The organism is Streptomyces sp. NBC_00091 (assembly GCF_026343185.1).
Taxonomy (GTDB): domain Bacteria; phylum Actinomycetota; class Actinomycetes; order Streptomycetales; family Streptomycetaceae; genus Streptomyces.
Genome location: NZ_JAPEMA010000003.1, coordinates 158,091 through 178,803, shown reverse-complemented (window position 1 = coordinate 178,803; position 20,713 = coordinate 158,091). Strand labels below are relative to the sequence as shown.

At 75.0% G+C, this 20,713-nt stretch carries 3 protein-coding genes; all 3 read left to right on the top strand.

Annotation, left to right across the window (positions count from 1 at the left end; translation table 11 throughout):
• Nucleotides 1–14: 14 nt before the first annotated feature.
• The 3 genes from OOK34_RS31910 (at nucleotide 15) to OOK34_RS31900 (ending at nucleotide 20,662) form a co-directional block, all read left to right on the top strand.
• Nucleotides 15–11,267, top strand: a complete 11,253-nt coding sequence (locus OOK34_RS31910; RefSeq protein WP_267037628.1) for a type I polyketide synthase — start codon at nucleotides 15–17, stop codon at nucleotides 11,265–11,267.
• Between the two features lie 119 nt (nucleotides 11,268–11,386).
• Nucleotides 11,387–15,667 carry an acyltransferase domain-containing protein gene (locus OOK34_RS31905; protein WP_267037627.1) on the top strand — a complete coding sequence of 1,427 codons (4,281 nt, stop codon included), beginning with the start codon at nucleotides 11,387–11,389 and terminating at the stop codon, nucleotides 15,665–15,667.
• A 39-nt stretch (nucleotides 15,668–15,706) separates the two neighbouring features.
• Complete coding sequence (locus OOK34_RS31900) at nucleotides 15,707–20,662, top strand: type I polyketide synthase (protein WP_267037626.1); 4,956 nt, start codon at nucleotides 15,707–15,709, stop codon at nucleotides 20,660–20,662.
• Nucleotides 20,663–20,713 lie beyond the last annotated feature (51 nt).

Here is a 20,713-nt window from a genome sequence, read left to right as displayed (position 1 = left end):
CCAAAGAGGTCCCCATGGCGACGAACGAAGAGACGCTCCGCGATTACCTCAAGTGGGTCACCACCGATCTGCACGAGACGAAGCAGCGGCTGCGCGAGGTCGAGGATGCCGGGCACGAGCCGATCGCGATCGTCGGCATGGCCTGCCGCTTCCCCGGTGGCGTCGCGTCGCCGGAGGACCTGTGGCGCCTGGTGTCGGACGGCGGGGACGCCATCGGCCCCTTCCCCGAGGACCGCGGCTGGGACCTCGACGCGATCTACGACCCGGACCCCGAGCGCTCCGGCCGCACCTACGTGAAGGAAGGCGGATTCCTCTACGAGGCCGGCGCGTTCGACCCGGGCGTGTTCGGCATCTCGCCGCGCGAGGCCCTCGCGATGGACCCGCAGCAGCGCCTCGTCATGGAAGCCGCCTGGGAGGCGTTCGAGCGGGCCGGAATCGACCCGCAGTCCGTGAAGGGCAGCCGCACCGGCACCTTCGTCGGCTGCTACAACCTCGACTACTGCTGGTCCCTGCCCTCCATCCCCGAGGGGTACGAGGGCCACCTGACCACCGGCAGCGCGGCGAGCGTCGTCTCCGGCCGCGTCGCCTACACCTTCGGCCTGGAGGGCCCGGCCGTCTCCGTCGACACCGCCTGCTCCTCGGGACTCGTCGCCCTGCACATGGCCGCGCAGGCGCTGCGCGCCGACGAGTGCTCCATGGCCCTCGTCGGCGGCGTCACCGTCATGTCCACCCCGCTGGAGTTCATCGGCTACAGCGAGCAGCGCGGCATGGCCGCCGACGGCCGCTGCAAGGCCTTCTCCGAGGGTGCCGACGGCATGGCGCTCGCCGAGGGCGCCGGCATCCTGCTCGTCGAGCGGCTCTCCGACGCCGTGCGCAACGGCCACGAGGTACTGGCCGTCGTACGGGGTTCGGCGACCAACCAGGACGGCGCCAGCAACGGCATGACCGCCCCCAACGGCCCCTCCCAGCAGCGCGTCATCAAGCAGGCCCTCGCCAACGCCCGGCTGTCCACCCACGACGTCGACGTCGTTGAGGCGCACGGCACCGGAACGGCCCTCGGCGACCCGATCGAGGCCGGGGCGCTGCTGGCGACCTACGGCCAGCGGCCCGCGGACGCCACACCGCTGCGGCTGGGCTCCGTGAAGTCCAACATCGGCCACACGCAGGCCGCTTCGGGCATCGCCGGCGTCATCAAGATGGTCATGGCGATGCGCAACGGCGTCCTTCCCAAGACCCTCCACGTCAACGAGCCGTCCCCGCACATCGACTGGTCCTCCGGCGCGGTGGAACTCCTCACCGAGCCCGCGGACTGGACCGTCGACGGCCGCCCGCGCCGGGCCGCAGTCTCCTCGTTCGGCATCAGCGGCACCAACGCCCACATCATCCTGGAGCAGCACCTCGCACAGGACGGGGCCGAGGGCGACGCCGAGAGCGCCGAGCCCGGGGCGCCCGCCGAGACCGTCGTCACCGGCGGCCTGGTCCCGTGGACCGTGTCCGGCAAGACCACCGAGGCCCTGCACGGGCAGGCGGCCCGGCTGCGCGCCTACGCGGAGTCCGACACCGCCGTCGAACCGGCCGTGGTGGCCGGGGCGCTGACCACGACGCGGGCCGCTCTGGAGCGGCGCGGCGTCGTACTGGCGGGGGAGCGGGACGGCTTCCTGACCGGCCTGGACGCCCTGGCCGCCGGGCTTCCGGCGGCGGGGGTCGTGGACGGCGCCGTAGTCAAGGGCGCGGACCGTCCGGTGTTCGTCTTCCCGGGGCAGGGTTCGCAGTGGCTGGGGATGGCGGTGGAGTTGTACGACTCCTCGCCGGTGTTCGCGGCCCGCCTGGACGCGTGCGCCGAGGCTTTGGCCCCGTACACGGACTGGTCGCTGCTGGATGTCCTGCGGCAGGAGGACGGTGCGCCCGGTTTCGACCGGGTGGATGTGGTCCAGCCGGCGTTGTGGGCGGTGATGGTGTCGCTGGCGGAGCTGTGGCGTGCGGCGGGGGTCGTTCCGGCGGCTGTCGTGGGTCACTCCCAGGGCGAGATCGCGGCCGCGGCCGTCTCGGGCGCGTTGTCGCTGGAGGACGCGGCGAAGGTGTCGGCGCTGCGTGCCAAGGCGCTGCTGGCGCTGGCGGGCAAGGGCGGCATGGTGTCGGTGGCCGACACCGCCGATGCGGTGGCGGAACGTATCTCCGCTTGGGGTGAGCGGCTCGCGCTGGCTTCGGTGAACGGCCCGCAGTCCACGGTGGTTTCCGGTGATCCGGAGGCCTTGGACGAGCTGATGGCCGCCTGCGAGGCCGACGGCGTCCGCGCCCGTCGCATCAACGTCGACTACGCCTCGCACGGTCCGCAGGTGGAGTCGATCCGCGACGAGGTCATCGGTCTCCTGGCCGGGATTCAGCCGCGCACCGCCGAGATCCCCTTCTTCTCCACCGTCACGGGGGAGTGGGCCGACGGCTCCGAGCTGGACGCCGAGTACTGGTACACCAACCTCCGCCGCACCGTCCGCTTCCAGGACGCCATCGCCGCCCTCCTGGAGCGCGGCCACGGGCTGTTCGTCGAGTCCAGCGCCCACCCGGTGCTGACCATCGGCGTCCAGGAGACCATCGAGGCCGCCGGCTCCCCGGCCGTCACCCAGGGCACCCTGCGCCGTGAAGAGGGCGGCCCGCAGCGCTTCCTCGCCTCCCTCGCCCAGGCCTGGACCCACGGCGCCCCCGTCGACTGGCAGACCGTCTACGCCTCCCAGGAGGCCGCGCGCGTCGACCTGCCGACCTACGCCTTCCAGCGCGAGCACTACTGGCTCGAGGTGGCCGACTCCGGTTCCGGCGACGTGACCGCCGCCGGTCTCGGCGCCGCCGACCACCCCCTCCTCGGTGCGACCGTCCGCCTCGCCGACGGAGACCAGGCCGTCCTCACCGGGCGCCTGTCGCTGCGCACCCACCCCTGGCTCGCCGACCACGCCGTGAACGGCACGGTCATCCTCCCCGGCACCGCGTTCGTCGAGCTGGCCGTCCGCGCCGGCGACGAGGCCGGCTGCGACACCCTCGACGAACTGACCCTGGAAGCCCCGCTCGTCCTGCCCCCCGAGAGCGCGGCCCGCCTCCAGCTCGTCGTCGGCGGCCCCGAATCCGACGGCCGCAGGCCCGTGGCCCTCTACTCCCTCCCCGAGGACGCCCCCGAGGGCACCCCGTGGACCCGCCACGCCACCGGTCTGCTGCTCGGCGCCCGCCGCGAACCGGCCTTCGACCTCTCCGCCTGGCCGCCGCCCGGCGCCGAACCCGTCTCCCTCGACGGCTTCTACGAGGCCCTCTCCGGGGCCGGCTACCAGTACGGGCCCGCCTTCCAGGGCCTGAGCGCGGTGTGGAAGCAGAGCGACGGCGACGAGATCTACGCCGAGGTCGCCCTCGCCCACGAGCAGCACGACGACGCCGCCCGGTTCGGCCTCCACCCCGCCCTCCTCGACGCCGCCCTGCACGCCGGCCTGGTGCCGGCCGCCCGCGGCGAGGCCGAAGGCGTACGCCTGCCGTTCTCCTGGAACGGGGTCACCCTCCACGCGGTCGGCGCGACCGCGCTGCGCGTGCGGATCTCCCCGGCCGGGGAGGACGGCGTCGGCCTGGAGATCGCCGACGCCACGGGCCGACCCGTCGCCACCGTCGGCGCCCTGGTGTCCCGGGCCGTCACCGCCGCGTCCCTCGACTCCGGGCCGGCCACCGACGACTCCCTGTTCCGGCTGGACTGGACGGCCGTGGACACGGACGGCCTCCCGCAGGACGCCGCGCCGCACGACTGGTTCGTGCTCGGCGAGGACCGCCTCGGCGTCGAGGCCGCCTTCCAGCGGCTCGGCGCGTTCCCGCAGATCTTCGACGACGTGGCCACCCTCGGCGACGCCGTCGCCGCCGGACTGCCCGCCCCCGAGGTCGTCGTACTGCCCGTCGGCAGCGCCCCGGCCACGTCGGCCGGCTCCGCCGCCGCGCTCGCCGACGCGGTCCGCGAGGAGACCGCCCGGATCCTCACGGTCCTCCAGGACTGGCTCGCGGACGAGCGGCTGGAGGGCGCCCGCCTGGCGGTCGTCACCCGCGGCGCCGTCTCCGTACGACCCGGCGAGGACGTCACCGACCTGGTGCACGCCCCGCTGTGGGGCCTGGTCCGCTCCGCGCAGGCCGAGAACCCCGGCCGGCTGCTGCTCGTCGACCTCGACGCGGCCGAGGACGCCGCCGCCGCGCTCCCGGCGGCCGTGGCCGCCGCGCACCGGGCCGGCGAACCGCAGGCCGCCGTGCGGGACGCGGCCGTGCTCGCGCCGCGCCTGGTCCGGGGGACCGCCCCCGGCGGCACCCTGACGCCCCCGCGGTCCGCCGCGCACTGGCAGCTCGCCGCCTCCGGCGGGACCCTGGACCACCTGGCCCTCGTGCCCGCCGGGACCCGGCCGCTCGCCGAGGGCGAGATCCGTGTCGCGGTCCGCGCCGCGGGCCTGAACTTCCGCGACGTGATGATCGCGCTCGGCATGTACCCGGGCGACGCGACGATGGGCAACGAGGGCGCCGGCGTCGTCACCGAGGTGGGCTCCGGCGTCAGCGGACTCGCCGTCGGCGACCGGGTGATGGGCCCGGTCCCGGGCGCTTTCGGCCCGGACACGGTGGCCGACCGGCGCGTCGTCACCCGTATCCCCGACGGCTGGACCTTCGAACAGGCCGCGTCCGCGCCGACCGCGTTCCTCACCGCGTACTACGCGCTGGTGGAGCTGGCGGGGCTGAAGGCCGGCGAGCGGGTGCTGGTGCACGCCGCGGCCGGTGGTGTGGGTTCGGCGGCGGTGCAGATCGCCCGGCACCTGGGTGCCGAGGTGTTCGGTACGGCCAGCGAGGGCAAGTGGGACGCGCTGCGCGCGGCCGGTCTCGACGACGCCCACATCGCCTCCTCCCGTGACGCCTCCTTCGAGGAGCGCTTCTCCACCGCCACCGGCGGCGAGGGCGTCGACGTCGTCCTGAACTCCCTCGCCGGCGAACTCACCGACGCCTCGCTGCGGCTGCTGCCGCGCGGCGGCCGCTTCGTCGAGATGGGCAAGACCGATGTCCGCGACCCGCAGGACATCGAACGGGACCACACCGGCGTCGCCTACCGGGCCTTCGACCTCGCCGAAGCCGGACCGGAGCGCATCGCCGAGATGCTCGCCGAGCTGGGCCGGCTGTTCGAGGCGGGCGTGCTCCAGCCGCTGCCGGTCCGTACGTGGGACATCCGGCGGGCGCCGGAGGCCTTCCGGTTCATGAGCCAGGCCAAGCACGTGGGCAAGATCGTCCTGACGGTCCCGCAGGGCTGGGACCCGGCCGGCACCGTCCTGATCACGGGCGGTACGGGCACCCTGGGCGCGCTGGTCGCCAAGCACCTGGTCACCGAGCACGGCGTACGGAACCTGCTGCTGGCCGGCCGACGCGGCCCGGACGCCCCCGGGGCCGCCGAACTGGTCGCCGAGATAGCCGAGTTGGGCGCTACGGCCGAGGTCGTGGCCTGCGACGCCGCCGACCGCGACGCACTGGCCGCCCTCCTCGCCGCCATCCCCGCCGACCGGCCGCTGCGCGGAGTCGTCCACACCGCCGGAGTCCTCGACGACGGGGTGATCGCCTCCCTCGACGCCGACCGGCTCGGCGCCGTCCTGCGCCCCAAGGCGGACGCGGCCGCGCTCCTCCACGAGCTCACCCGCGACCTGGACCTCACCGCCTTCGTCCTGTTCTCCTCCGCGGCAGGGGTCATCGGCGGCCCCGCCCAGGGCAACTACGCCGCCGCCAACGCCTTCCTGGACGCCCTCGCCCAGCACCGCTGCGCCCAGGGCCTGCCCGCCACCTCACTCGCCTGGGGCCTGTGGGACAAGGCCAGCGGCATGACCGGCCACCTCTCCGAGGAGGACGTGGCCCGCATGGCCCGCTCCGGCATGGTCGCCTTCTCCCCGGCCGAGGGCCTCGCGCTCCTCGACGCGGGCGTCACCGGCGGCGCACCCCTGCTGGTGCCCGTACGCCTGGACGCGGCCGCCCTGCGCACCATGGCCACCGGCGGCACCCTGCCCGCGCTCGCCCGCGGCCTGGTCCGCGTACCGGGCCGCCGCACCGTCGAGAACGCCGACGGCGCGGGCGGCTCCGCGCTCGCCCGCCGACTGACCGCACTGACCCCCGACGACCAGCTGCGGACCCTGCTCGACCTGGTCCGCACCCACGCGGCCGCCGTCCTCGGACACTCCGCCGCCGAGGCCGTCGGCGCCGAGAAGGCCTTCAAGGAGCTCGGCTTCGACTCGCTGACCGCGGTCGAACTGCGCAACCGGCTCGGCGCGGCCACCGGACTGCGGCTGCCCGCCACCATCGTCTTCGACCACCCCACCCCGGCCTCCCTCGCCCGCCAGCTGCGTACCGCACTCCTCGGCGACGCCGAGCGGGAGCAGCAGGACAACGCCCCCCTCACCGCCCCGGCCGCCGACGGCGACCCGGTCGTGATCGTCGGCATGGCCTGCCGCTTCCCCGACGGCGTGGACTCGCCCGAAGCGCTGTGGCGGCTCGTCGCCGAAGGCGGCGACGCCATCGGCGCCTTCCCCGCCAACCGCGGCTGGGACCTGGACGCCATCTACGACCCCGAGCCCGGCACGCCCGGCCGCACCTACGTGAAGGAAGGGGGATTCCTGCACGACGCGGGCCGCTTCGACGCCGAGCTGTTCGGGATCTCCCCGCGCGAGGCCCTCGCCATGGACCCGCAGCAGCGGCTCGTCCTGGAAGGCGCCTGGCAGGTCTTCGAACGGGCCGGCATCGACCCCGCCACCCTCAAGGGCACCCGCACCGGCGTCTTCGTCGGCGCCGTGCCGTCCGGGTACGCCACCGAACTGTGCGAGATCCCCGAAGGCGTCGAGGGCTACTTCGGCACCGGCCTCTCCAACAGCGTCATCTCCGGCCGCGTCGCCTACAGCTTCGGCCTCGAGGGCCCCGCCGTCACCGTCGACACCGCCTGCTCCTCCTCGCTGGTCGCCCTGCACCTGGCCGCGCAGTCCCTGCGCCAGGGCGAGTGCTCGATGGCCCTCGCGGGCGGCGTCGCCGTCATGTCGACCCCCGCCGAGTTCCTGGAGTTCGGACGCCAGCGGGCGCTGGCCGCCGACGGCCGCGCCAAGGCCTTCGCCGGAGCCGCCGACGGCACCGCCTTCTCCGAGGGCCTCGGCGTCCTCCTCCTGGAGAAGCTCTCCGACGCCCGCCGCAACGGACACCGCGTCCTGGCCGTCGTCCGCGGCTCCGCCACCAACCAGGACGGCGCCAGCAACGGACTGACCGCCCCCAGCGGCCCCTCCCAGCAGCGCGTCATCCGCCAGGCCCTGGCCTCCGCCAAGCTCGCCGCACAGGACGTCGACGCCGTCGAGGCCCACGGCACCGGCACCAAGCTGGGCGACCCCATCGAGGCGCACGCCCTGCTCGCCACCTACGGCCAGGGCCGCGACGAGGACCGGCCGCTGTGGCTCGGCTCCCTCAAGTCCAACATCGGCCACACCCAGGCCGTCTCCGGCATCGCCGGCGTCATCAAGTCCGTGATGGCCCTGCGCCACGGCGTCCTCGCCAAGACCCTGCACGTCGACGAGCCCTCCCCGCACGTGGAATGGTCCACCGGCTCCGTCGAGCTGCTCACCGAGCAGCGCGCCTGGCCCGAGACCGGCCACCCGCGCCGCGTCGGCGTCTCCTCCTTCGGCCTCAGCGGCACGAACGCCCACGTCATCCTGGAGCAGTCCCCCCTGGCCGCCACGGACCACGACCGGGCGCCCGAGGACACCGGGCGCCCCGCCGTGGCCGGAGTGCTGGCCGCCACCGTGCCCTGGACCCTGACCGGCAAGAACCCCGCCGCCCTCCAGGCGCAGGCCCAGCGGCTGCACGACCACCTCGCCGCCGACGTCGACCTGTCCCTGTCCGACGTCGCGCTGTCCCTGGCCACCACCCGGGCCCGCCTGGACCACCGGGCCGCCGTCGTCCTCGGCAGCCGCGAGGAAGCCCTCGCCGGACTGGCCGCGCTGGCCGCCGGAGCGCCCGCCGGACAGACCGTCACCGGCGCCGCCGACATCGAGGGCAAGACGGTGTTCGTCTTCCCCGGCCAGGGCTCCCAGTGGGCCGGCATGGGGGCCGAACTCCTCGACGCCTCGCCGGTGTTCGCGGCTCGGTTCGCGGAGGTCGCGGCGGCTGTTGAGGCTCACGTCGACTGGTCCGTGGAGGGTGTGCTGCGGGGGGCCGAGGGTACTCCGGAGCTGACCCGTATCGAGGTGCTCCAGCCGGTCCTGTTCACCGTGATGGTGTCCCTTGCCGAGCTGTGGCGTGCGGCCGGTGTGGTGCCGGACGCGGTCGTGGGTCACTCGCAGGGCGAGATCGCGGCCGCGGCCGTGTCGGGTGCGCTGTCGCTGGAGGACGCGGCCAAGGTGGTCGTGCTCCGCTCGCAGCTGTTCGCGGACGAGTTGGTGGGCTGTGGCGCGGTGGCTTCGGTGTCGCTGGGTGCGGACGCGGTCCGGGCCCGGATCGCCCCGTACGGGGACGCGCTGTCCATCGCGGGCATCAACGGCCCGGGTACGGTCACCGTCGCCGGTGAGGTGGCCCCGCTGGAGGAACTGGTCGCGGCCCTGGAGGCCGACGGCATCCGGGCCAAGGTCATCCCCTCGACGGTGGCCTCCCACTGCGCCCAGGTCGACCGCCTCAAGGACCAGGTGATCGAACTCCTCTCGTTCGTCCGGCCGCGCGCCGGCTCCGTCCCGCTGTACTCCACCGTCACCGGCGAGGTCCTGGACGGCTCCGAGCTGACCGCCGCCTACTGGTACGAGAACTGCCGGCAGCCCGTCTCCTTCGAGCCCGTCGTCCGCTCCCTCCTGGCGGAGGGCTTCCGGGCGTTCGTGGAGTCCAGCGCCCACCCCGTCCTCGTGTACGGAGTCCTGGAGACCGCCGAGGCCGCCGGATCCGAGGCCCTGGCCCTGGGCACCCTGCGCCGCGAGGAGGGCGGCCTCGCCCGCTTCTACACCTCGCTCGCCGCCGCCTGGACCCGGGGCATCGACGTCGACTGGCGCTCCGTCCTCGCCGGACGCGGCGCGCGCCCCGTCGAGCTCCCCACGTACGCCTTCCAGCAGCAGCGCTACTGGCTGGAGTCCGGCCCCGCCGAGGCCACCGCCCCGCAAGGCGCGGCCGAGGAGACCGAGGGCGCGTTCTGGTCGGCCGTGGAGGCCGGAGACCTGGACTCCCTCGCCGAGACCGTCGGCCTCGACGGCGACCGTCCGCTGCGCGACCTGCTGCCCGAGCTCGCCACCTGGCGGCGCGGCCGCCGCGAGCGCTCCACCGTCGACTCCTGGCGCTACGACGTCGACTGGACCCTGCTGCCCGAGGACGCCACCGACCGGCTCACCGGCGGCTGGCTCGTCGTGGAACCGCTGCACGCCGCCGACCCCGGCCGCACCGGGGCCACCGTCGCCGCGCTCGCCGCGCAGGGCGCCGAGGTCCACCGGATCGTCCTCGACCCGGCCGAGGCCGACCGCACCGCCTGGGCCTCCCAGCTGCCCGACGGCCCCCTCACCGGCGTGGTGAGCCTGCTCGGCGACGCCGCCGACCGGGACGCCGTCGCCACCGGCACCCTCGTCCTCGTCCAGGCCCTCGGCGACGCCGGCGTCACCGCACCCCTGTGGGTGCTCACGCACGGCGCCGTCGCCACCGGGCCGGCGGACGCGCCCGCCGACCCCGTCCAGGCCCAGCTGTGGGGCCTCGGCCGGGTCGTCGGCCTCGAACAGCCCCGTACCTGGGGCGGCCTCGTCGACCTGCCGGCGGAGCCGGACGAGCGGGCCGCGGCCCGGCTCGCCCGGGTCCTCACCGGCCTCGGCGACGAGGACCAGGTCGCGGTCCGGGCCGGCGGTGCCTTCGGCCGCCGCCTGGTGCGCTCCCCGCTCGGCGACCGCGAGCCGGTCCGCCGCTGGGAGCCGTCCGGGACCGTCCTGGTCACCGGCGGCACCGGAGGCGTCGGCGCCCGCGTCGCCCGCCGGCTCGCCGCCACCGGCGCCGCCCACCTCGTCCTCACCAGCCGGCGCGGCGCCGACGCCCCGGGAGCCGCCGAACTCGCCGCCGAGCTCCGCGCCCTGGGCGCCGACGTCACCATCCCGGCCTGCGACGTGTCCGACCGCGAACAGCTCAAGGCGGTCCTCGACGCGATCCCGGCCGGGCAGCCCCTGACCGCCGTCGTCCACGCCGTCGGCATCGTCCAGTCGACCCTCGTCGACGAGATGACCACCGACGAGTACCGGAAGATCAACGAAGGCAAGATCGACGGCGCCCGCCACCTCGACGAGCTGCTCGGCGACACCGCACTCGACGCGTTCGTCCTGTTCTCCTCGAACTCCGGTGTCTGGGGCAGCGGCCGGCACGGCGGCTACGCCCCCGGCAACGCCTACCTCGACGCGTTCGCACAGCAGCGCCGGGCCCGCGGCCTGACCGCCACCTCCCTCGCCTGGGGCGCCTGGGGCGGCGGCGGCATGATGGAGGGCGAGGGCGTCGAGGAGTACATGCGCCGTCGCGGCGTCATCGAGATGGACCCCGAACTCGCCCTGAACGCGATGGTCCAGGCCGTGGAGCACGACGAGGTGTTCCGTGCCGTCGCCGACGTCGAATGGGAGCGCTTCGCCCGCGGCTTCACCTCCGGCCGCCCCAGCCCGCTCATCCAGGGCGTCCCCGAGGCCCGCGCCGCCCTGAAGGCCGCCGAAGAGCCCACGCAGACGGCGGCGGCCGCCACCGGGGCCGCGGCCCGGCTCGTCGAAGAGCTCACCGCGGCGAACCCCGCCGAGCGCGAGACGATCCTCCTCGACCTGGTGCGCGAGAAGGTGGCCGGGGTCCTGGGCCACGACTCGGGCGACGCCATCGAACCCGGCCGCGCCTTCAAGGGCCTCGGCTTCGACTCGCTGACCGCCGTCGAACTGCGCGACCGGCTCGGCGCCGCCACCGGCCTCAAGCTCCCCGCCACGATCGTCTTCGACTACCCCAACCCGGCGGCCCTCGCCGGACACCTGCGCGGCGCCCTGCTGCCGGAGTCGACGGCACCCGTCGGATCGGTCCTCGACGAACTCGACCGCCTCGAAGGCGCGCTCGCCGCCACCGACCCCGACACCGACACCCGCACCAAGCTCAAGCAGCGCCTCGAGGCACTGCTGTGGACCTGGGGCGGCGCGGACGCCACCCCCGACGAGAGCACCGGCGAGGGCCTCACCACGGCCACCGCCGACGACATGTTCGCCCTGCTCGACAAAGAGCTGGGCACCTCCTGACGCACCTCCGGGAGGGGTGCCTTCCCGACCGGGCCCCGGCCCGGCCGGGGAGGCACCCCTTCCCCCATCCCACCCGCCGGCCAGCGATCCGCCCCACGGGGCCCACGGAGATACCGACCATGGCGAACAACGAAGAAAAGCTCCTCGAATACCTCAAGCGGGCGACGGCCGACCTGCAGCAGACCCGCAAGCGGCTGCAGGCCGCCGAGTCGGCCGGCCACGAACCGATCGCGATCACCGGCATGGCCTGCCGCTATCCGGGCGGGGTGAGCTCCCCCGAAGACCTGTGGGAGCTGGTCGCGGCCGGCGGCGACGCCGTCGGCGGCTTCCCCGTCAACCGCGGGTGGGACATCGAATCCCTCTACGACCCCGACCCCGACAAGCCGGGCACCAACTACGTGCAGGAAGGCGGCTTCCTGCACGACGTCGACGAGTTCGACGCCGGCTTCTTCGGGATCTCCCCGCGCGAGGCCCTCGCCATGGACCCCCAGCAGCGCCTGCTCCTGGAGACCGGCTGGGAGGCCGTCGAACGCGCCGGGATCGACCCCGCCACCCTCACCGGCAGCCTCACCGGCACCTTCGTCGGCTTCAGCGCCATCGACTACACGACCGGCATCCTCGAGGCCCCGGACGAGCTGGAGGGCTACCTCGGCACCGGCAACCTCGCCAGCGTCATGTCCGGCCGGCTCGCCTACTCCCTCGGCCTCGAGGGCCCGGCCGTCACCATCGACACCGCCTGCTCCTCCTCCCTCGTCGCCCTGCACATGGCCGCCCAGGCCCTGCGCACCGGCGAATGCTCCATGGCCCTCGTCGGCGGTGTCACCGTCATGTCGAACCCCGCCGGGTTCGTGGAGTTCAGCCGCCAGCGGGCGCTCGCCGCCGACGGCCGCTGCAAGGCCTTCGCCGCCGCCGCCGACGGCTTCGGGCCCGCCGAGGGCGTCGGCATGCTCCTCGTCGAACGGCTCTCCGACGCCCGCCGGGCCGGCCGCCGGATCCTGGCCGTGGTCCGCGGCACGGCCGTCAACCAGGACGGCGCCAGCAACGGGCTCACCGCCCCCAACGGGCCCGCCCAGATGCGGGTCATCAAGCAGGCCCTCGCCAGCGCCCGCATCGCCGCCGCCGACGTCGACGCCGTCGAGGCGCACGGCACCGGCACCACCCTCGGCGACCCGATCGAGGCCCAGGCCCTGCTCGCCACGTACGGGCAGAACCGGCCCGCCGACCGGCCGCTGTGGCTCGGCTCCGTGAAGTCCAACATCGGCCACACCTCGGCCGCTTCGGGCGCGGCCGGCGTGATGAAGATGGTCATGGCGATGCGCAACGGCCTGCTCCCGCAGACCCTGCACGTCGACGCGCCCTCCCCGAAGATCGACTGGGCCTCGGGCGCCGTGGAGCTGCTGACCGAGGCCCGTGCCTGGCCGGAGACCGGCCGTCCGCGCCGGGCCGGCGTCTCGGCGTTCGGCATCAGCGGCACCAACGCCCACGTCATCCTGGAACAGACCCCGCAGGAGGTCGAAGCCGACGCGGACGGCGAGCCGGCCGAGACCGGACCCGGCCGCCCCGCCGTCCTGTCCGCGCCCGTCGCCGGCACCCCCTGGCTCCTCTCCGGCCGCACCGCCGCCGCCCTGCGCGGCCAGGCCGGACGGCTCGGCGCGCACGCCGAGCGGTACGCCGACGGGCACACCGCCACCGGCGTCGCCCTGGCCACCGCCCGGGCCGCCTTCGACCACCGCGCGGCGGTCACCGCCCAGGCCTCCCCGCAGGACACCGTGCGCGCCCTCGCCGCCCTCGCCGCGGGCGACACCGCGACGGGCGTGCACCAGGGCCAGGCGGGCACCGGGAAGACGGTGTTCGTCTTCCCGGGGCAGGGTTCGCAGTGGCTGGGGATGGCGGTGGAGTTGTACGACTCCTCGCCGGTGTTCGCGGCCCGCCTGGACGCGTGCGCCGAGGCTTTGGCCCCGCACACGGACTGGTCGCTGCTGGATGTGCTGCGGCAGGAGGACGGTGCGCCCGGTTTCGACCGGGTGGACGTGGTCCAGCCGGCCCTGTGGGCGGTGATGGTGTCCCTGGCGGAGCTGTGGCGTGCGGCGGGGGTCGTTCCGGCGGCCGTCGTGGGCCACTCCCAGGGTGAGATCGCCGCCGCGGCCGTCTCGGGCGCGTTGTCGCTGGAGGACGCGGCGAAGGTGTCGGCGCTGCGTGCCAAGGCGCTGCTGGCACTCGCCGGCAAGGGCGGCATGGTGTCCGTCGCCGACACCGCCGAGGCCGTGGCGGAACGTATCTCCGCTTGGGGCGAGCGGCTCGCGCTGGCTTCGGTGAACGGTCCGCAGTCCACGGTCGTCTCCGGTGACCCGGAGGCCCTGGACGAGCTGATGGCCGCCTGCGAGGCCGACGGGGTCCGCGCCCGTCGCATCAATGTGGACTACGCCTCGCACGGTCCGCAGGTCGAGTCCATCCGCGACGAGGTCATCGGCCTGCTGGCCGGGATCGAGCCGCGCACCGCCGAGACCCCGTTCTTCTCCACCGTCACGGGGGAGTGGGCCGAGGGTTCGGAGCTGGATGCCGAGTACTGGTACACCAACCTCCGCCGTACCGTCCGTTTCCAGGACGCCATCGCCGCTCTCCTGGAGCGCGGCCACAAGGTCTTCGTGGAGTCCAGTGCCCACCCGGTGCTGACCATCGGCGTCCAGGAGACCATCGACACCACGGACTCCGCCGCCGTCACCCTCGGCTCCCTGCGCCGTGAAGAAGGCGGCCCGCAGCGCTTCCTGGCCTCCCTCGCCGAGGCCTGGACCCACGGCGCCCCCGTCGACTGGCCGGCCGTCTACGCCGGCCAGGACGCCTCCGGCGCCGACCTGCCCACCTACGCCTTCCAGCGCGAGCGCTACTGGCTGACCGCCACCGGCGCGGGCTCCGGCGCCGCCGACGTGGCCGCCGCCGGTCTCGGCGCCGCCGACCACCCCCTGCTCGGCGCGGCCGTCCGCCTCGCCGAAGGCGGCCAGACCGTCCTCACCGGGCGCCTGTCGCTGCGTACCCACCCCTGGCTCGCCGACCACGTCGTGGCCGGAGCCCGGGTGCTGCCCGGCGCCGCGTTCGTGGAGCTGGCCGTCCGCGCCGGCGACGAGGCCGGCTGCGACACCCTCGACGAACTGACCCTGGAAGCCCCGCTCGTCCTGCCCGACGAGGGCCCCGTACTGCTCCAGATCGTCGTCGGCCCCCCTGACACGGCCTCCAGGCGCACCGTCGCGGTGTACGGCCGCCAGGACGCCGCAGACGGCCCCTGGACCCGCCACGCCCAGGGCGTGCTCAGCCGCGCCGAGACCCCGCAGCCGGGCCGCGAGCTCACCGTCTGGCCCCCGGCCGGCGCCGAGCGCGTGGACCTCGAGGGCTTCTATGAGGGGCTGTCGGGGTCGGGGTACGGGTACGGCCCGGCCTTTCAGGGGTTGGCCGAGGTCTGGCTCCCGGGCGACGGTGTCGGGGTGTACGCCGAGGTGGTGCTGCCCGAGGATCAGCAGGAGGACGCCGGCCGGTTCGGCCTCCATCCGGCCCTGCTCGACGCCGCGCTCCACGCGCTGGCGGTGAGCGGGCCGGAAACGGAGGACGGAACGGCCTGGCTGCCGTTCGCGTGGAGCGGAGTGCGCCTGCACGCCGCGGGAGCCTCGCGCGTGCGCGTGCACCTGACCCCGGCCGGCCCGGACGAGGTGGCCCTCACGGTCGCCGACGCCACCGGCCGCCCCGTGGCCTCCATCGCGTCGTTCGCGTCGCGGCTGGTGTCCGCCGGGGAACTGTCCGCCGCCGCGGCCGCCGCCGGAGCCACCGGTGGGGCGAGCGCCGTGACGCGTACGCCCGTACGCCGGACGGCCGCCTCGCAGGACGCGGCGGAGGCCGAATCGTTCGCACAGCGGCTGGCCGCGCTCTCCCCGCAGGAGCAGGAGCGCACGGTCACCGACCTCGTCCGTACCCGGGTGGCCGCGGTCCTCGGCCACCCGGAGACGGAATCGGTCGAGGCGGAAAGGGCCTTCCGGGAGCTCGGGTTCGACTCGCTGACCGCGGTCGAGCTGCGCAACCGGCTCACCGCCGCGACCGGCCTGTCCCTGCCCGCGACCCTCGTCTTCAGCCACCCGACCCCGCTTGCCCTCGCCCGCCACCTCCTCGACCAGCTGGGCACCGCCCGCGGCGCGCAAGCGCCCGGGCTGCGTGAACTCGCCGCCCTGGAAGCCGTACTGGCGGACGCCGACCCGGACAGCGCCGTCCGCGACAGCGTCGCCAAGCGGCTCGAAGCGCTGCTGTGGAAGTGGCGCGGCACCGAAACGGAGGCGGACGTCCTCGACGACGACGCCCTCGCGTCGGTGACGGACGACGAGATCTTCGCACTGATCGACAAGGAACTGGGAGCTTCCTGACCTGCTCCTCTGTCCCATATCCACTTAGGAGTACCGAGCATGTCGACGAGCAACGAAGAGAAGCTCCGTGATTACCTCAAGCGCGTCACAGCCGATCTGAGCCGTACCAAGCAGCAGCTGCGCGACGCGGAGGACGCCGGGCACGAGCCGATCGCCATCGTTTCGATGGCCTGCCGCTTCCCGGGCGGGGTCACCGACCCCGAGGGCTTCTGGAACCTCGTGGCGTCCGGTACCGACGCGATCGGCCCCTTCCCGGCCGACCGCGGCTGGGACACCGACCTGTACGACCCCGACCCCGACGCCCCCGGCAAGACGTACGTCCGCGAGGGCGGCTTCCTCCAGGGAGCCACCCTCTTCGACCCGGAGCTCTTCGGCATCTCGCCGCGCGAGGCGGCCGCCATGGACCCGCAGCAGCGGCTGTTCCTGGAGACCGCCTGGGAGACCCTGGAGCGCGCGGGCTACGACCCGCTGTCGCTGAAGGGCACCGGGACGGGCGTCTTCGTCGGCGCCGTCGCCTCCGACTACGCCTCCCGGCTGGACGCCCTGCCGGACGGCGTGGAGGGCTACATCGGCACCGGCACCATGTCGAGCGTCCTGTCCGGCCGGGTCGCCTACACCTTCGGGCTGGCCGGCCCCGCCGTCACCGTCGACACGGCCTGCTCCTCCGGCCTGGTCGCCCTGCACCTGGCCGTGCAGGCCCTGCGCCAGGGCGAGTGCTCGCTCGCCCTGGCCGCGGGCGTGGCCGTCATGTCCAGCCCCGCCGCGTTCGTGGAGTTCAGCCGCCAGCGCGCGCTGGCCGCCGACGGCCGCTGCAAGGCCTTCGGCGCCGACGCCGACGGCACCACCTGGTCCGAGGGCGCCGGAGTGCTGCTCGTGGAGCGCCTCTCCGACGCGCGCCGCAACGGCCACCAGGTCCTCGCCGTCATCCGCGGCTCCGCCCTCAACCAGGACGGTGCCAGCAACGGCCTCACCGCCCCCAGCGAGCCCGCGCAGCAGGAGGTCATCCGCCGCGCCCTCGCCAACGCCCGGCTCAGCCCGCAGGACGTGGACGCGGTCGAGGCGCACGGCACCGGCACCTCCCTCGGCGACCCGATCGAGGCCCAGGCCCTGCTCGCCACCTACGGGCAGGAGCACTCCGCCGAGCAGCCGCTGTGGCTCGGCTCGTCGAAGTCCAACATCGGGCACGGCGGTCCCGTCGCCGGCCTCGCCGGCGTCATCAAGATGGTGCAGGCGCTGCGCCACGGCGTGCTCCCCAAGACCCTGCACGCCGACGAGCCGTCGCCGCACATCGACTGGTCCTCCGGCGGCGTCCGGCTGCTGAACGAGTCCCGCGACTGGACGCGCCGCGGCGAGGAGCCCCGCCGGGCCGGCGTGTCCTCCTTCGGCGTGAGCGGTACGAACGCCCACGTCATCCTCGAAGAGGCCGCCCCGGCCGACCAGCCGGCGGCGCCGTCCCCCGAGGACGGCGGCGGCGCGCCCGTGCCGTGGATCCTCTCCGGCCGCACCCAGGCCGCCCTGCGCGAGCAGGCCGCCCGCCTCCTGGCCCACGTCCGCGACGGCGCCGCGCCCGCCTCCACCGGCTTCTCGCTGGCCACCACCCGCAGCGCCCACCCGGTGCGCGGCGCGGTCGTCGCCGCCAAGCACGAGGAGTTCCTCGCCGGGCTCGCCGAGCTCGCCGAGGGCGACACCACCGGAGTCACCGCCGCCGCGGGCGCTGACCGCCCCGTCTTCGTCTTCCCCGGCCAGGGCTCCCAGTGGGCCGGCATGGCCGTGGAACTCTACGGGTCCTCCCCGGTGTTCGCCGCCCGCCTCGAGGAGTGCGCCCAGGCACTGGCCCCGTACACCGACTGGTCGCTGCTGGACGTCCTGCGGCAGAAGGACGGCGTCCCCGGCTTCGACCGGGTCGACGTCGTGCAGCCCGCCCTGTGGGCCGTGATGGTGTCCCTCGCCGAGCTGTGGCGCTTCCACGGGGTGCGCCCGGCCGCCGTGCTGGGCCACTCGCAGGGTGAGATCGCGGCAGCGGCCGTCTCGGGCGCGTTGTCGCTCGAGGACGCGGCGAAGGTGTCCGCGCTGCGTGCCAAGGCGATCGTGGCGCTGGCGGGCAAGGGCGGCATGGTGTCGGTGGCGGACGTCGCCGGCGCGGTGGCGGAACGTATCTCCGCCTGGGGCGAGCGGCTCGCGCTGGCCTCGGTCAACGGCCCGCGGTCCACCGTCGTCTCCGGTGACCCGGAGGCCCTGGACGAGCTGATGGCCGCCTGCGAGGCCGACGGGGTCCGCGCCCGCCGCATCAACGTCGACTACGCCTCGCACTCCGCGCAGGTCGAATCGATCCGCGACGAGGTCATCGGCCTGCTGGCCGGGATCCAGCCGCGCACCGCCGAGACCCCCTTCTTCTCCACCGTCACCGGTGACTGGGCCGACGGCTCCGAGCTGGACGCCGAGTACTGGTACACCAACCTGCGCACCACCGTCCGCTTCGAGGACGGCGTCCGCAGCCTCCTGGCCGCCGGCCACGGCCTGTTCGTCGAGGCCAGCGCCCACCCCGTCCTCACCATCGGCGTCCAGGAGACCATCGACGCCGCCGAGGCCCCGGCCGCCTCCGCCGCCGTCACCCTCGCCACCCTGCGCCGCGACGAGGGCGGCCCGCAGCGCTTCCTCACCTCCCTCGCCGAGGCCTGGACCCGCGGCGCCACCGTCGCCTGGCCCACCGCCTTCCCCGAGGGCGCACAGCGCGTCGAGCTGCCCACGTACGCCTTCCAGCACCGCCCGTACTGGCTCGACGCCGAGCCCTCCGACGCGGCGGCCCCCGACCTCGCCGCGCACGGCGGCGACGAGGTCGACGCCGCCTTCTGGGCGGCCGTGGACAGCGGCGACCTGGCCCCCCTCGGCGTCGGCGCGGACCAGCCCCTCGGCGAGGCGCTGCCCGCCCTGGCCGCCTGGCGCCGCACCCGCCGCGAGAAGTCCGCGATCGACTCCTGGCGCTACCGCACCGTGTGGACGGTCGCCGAGACCGCCGCACCGCAGCTCACCGGCACCTGGCTGATCGTGGAGTCCGAGGGCGGCGACGACTCGCTCGCCGCGGCCGCCGCCGACCGCCTCGCCGCCCAGGGCGCCCGCACCGTCCGCATCCCCGTCGACGTCTGGGCCAGCGACCGCTACACCCTCGCCCAGCAGCTCCACCAGGAGCTCACCGCCGAGGGCGAGGACCGCGTCACCGGGATCCTGTCCCTGCTGTCCCTCGACGAGCGGCCCCACCCCGACCACCCCGAGCTCCCGCTCGGCCTGGCCGGCACGGTCACCCTCGTCCAGGCGGTCCTCCAGGTACGCGAACTCGCCGAGTTCGACGCCCCGGTGTGGTCCCTCACCCAGGGTGCCGTCTCCGTCGGCGACTCCGACCCGCTCACCAGCCCCGTCCAGGCCGCCGTGTGGGGCCTGGCCCGCGTCCTGGTCCAGGAGCACCCGCGGCTGTGGGGCGGCATCGTCGACCTGCCGCAGCAGCCCGACGAGGAGGCCTGGAAGCGGCTCGCCGGAATCCTCACCGAGCCCGGCGACGAGGACCAGCTCGCCGTACGGTCCTGGAACGTCCTGGTCCGCAGGCTGGTCCGGGCGCCGCTCGGCGACGCCGAACCGGCCCGCACCTGGCAGCCGTCCGGCACCGCCCTCATCACCGGCGGCACCGGCGGCCTCGGCGCGCAGACCGCCCGCTGGCTCGCCCGCGCGGGCGCCGAACACCTGCTGCTGATCAGCCGCAGCGGCCCCGACGCCCCCGGCGCCGGCGCCCTGGAAGCCGAACTCACCGAGCTCGGCGCCAAGGTCACCATCGCCGCGGCCGACGTCTGCGACGCCGCCGCCCTCGCCGCCGTCATCGACGCGCTCCCCGCCGACGCCCCGCTGACCTCGGTGTTCCACACCGCCGCCGTCCTCGACGACGGCATGGTCGACTCGCTCACCCCCGACCGCATGGAGCGCGTCCTCGCCGTCAAGGCGCGCGGCGCCCTCAACCTCCAGGAACTGACCCGCGACAAGGAGCTCACGGCCTTCGTCCTGTTCTCCTCCTTCGGCGCCGCCTACGGCTCCGCGGGCCTGGGCAACTACACCCCCGGCAACACCTTCCTCGACGCCCTCGCCGAGCAGCGCCGCGCCCTCGGCCTGCCCGCCACCGCCGTCGTGTGGGGCACCTGGGAGGGCAGCGGCATGGCCGACAACGGCGTCGGCGAACGCGCCCGCCTCCAGGGCGTCTGGGAGCTCCCCCCGGAGCTCGCCACCGCCGCGCTCCAGCAGTCCCTCGACCACGAGGAGACCGGCCCGGTCATCATCGACATCCGCTGGGACAGCTTCTCGCTGGGCACCAACACGGAGCGCAACAGCCCCCTGTTCGAGATGGTCCCCGAGGCGGCGAAGCTCCTCGCCCAGGCCGAGGCCACCGCCGCCGCCGAGGCCGAGGAGGCCGACGGCGCCGCCGACGCCCTGCTGCGCCGCCTCACCGGCCTCCCGGCGGCCGAGCAGGACCGCGTCCTGCTCGACCTGGTCCGCAAGCAGGCCGCCTCCGTCCTGGGCCACGGCACCGCCGGCCCGGAGGCCCTGGCCGCCGTCGGCCCCCAGCGGGCCTTCCGCGAGCTGGGCTTCGACTCCCTCAGCGCGGTCGAACTGCGCAACCGGCTCGGCGCCGCCACCGGCCTGAGCCTGCCCTCCACCCTGGTCTTCGACCACCCGACGCCCGTCGAGCTCGCCGCCCTGCTGCGCACCGAACTCCTCGGCGACACCGAGGGCCTGGACCCGCTGCTCGACGAGATCGACCGGCTCGGCGGCGCCCTGGCCGGGGCCGCACAGGCCACCCCCGAAGACCGCGGCCGGATCAGCAGCAGGCTCCACGAGCTGCTCGCCGCCTGGAACGCCACCGCAGCGGACGCGGCGCCCGCCTCCGACGCCGACCTCGACTCGGCCTCGGACAGCGAGCTCTTCGACCTGCTCGACGACGAGTTGGAGACGCAGTGACCCCGCGCCCGCAACGACCGCGCCGTGTTGGCTTCCCGTTCCCGGTAGGTG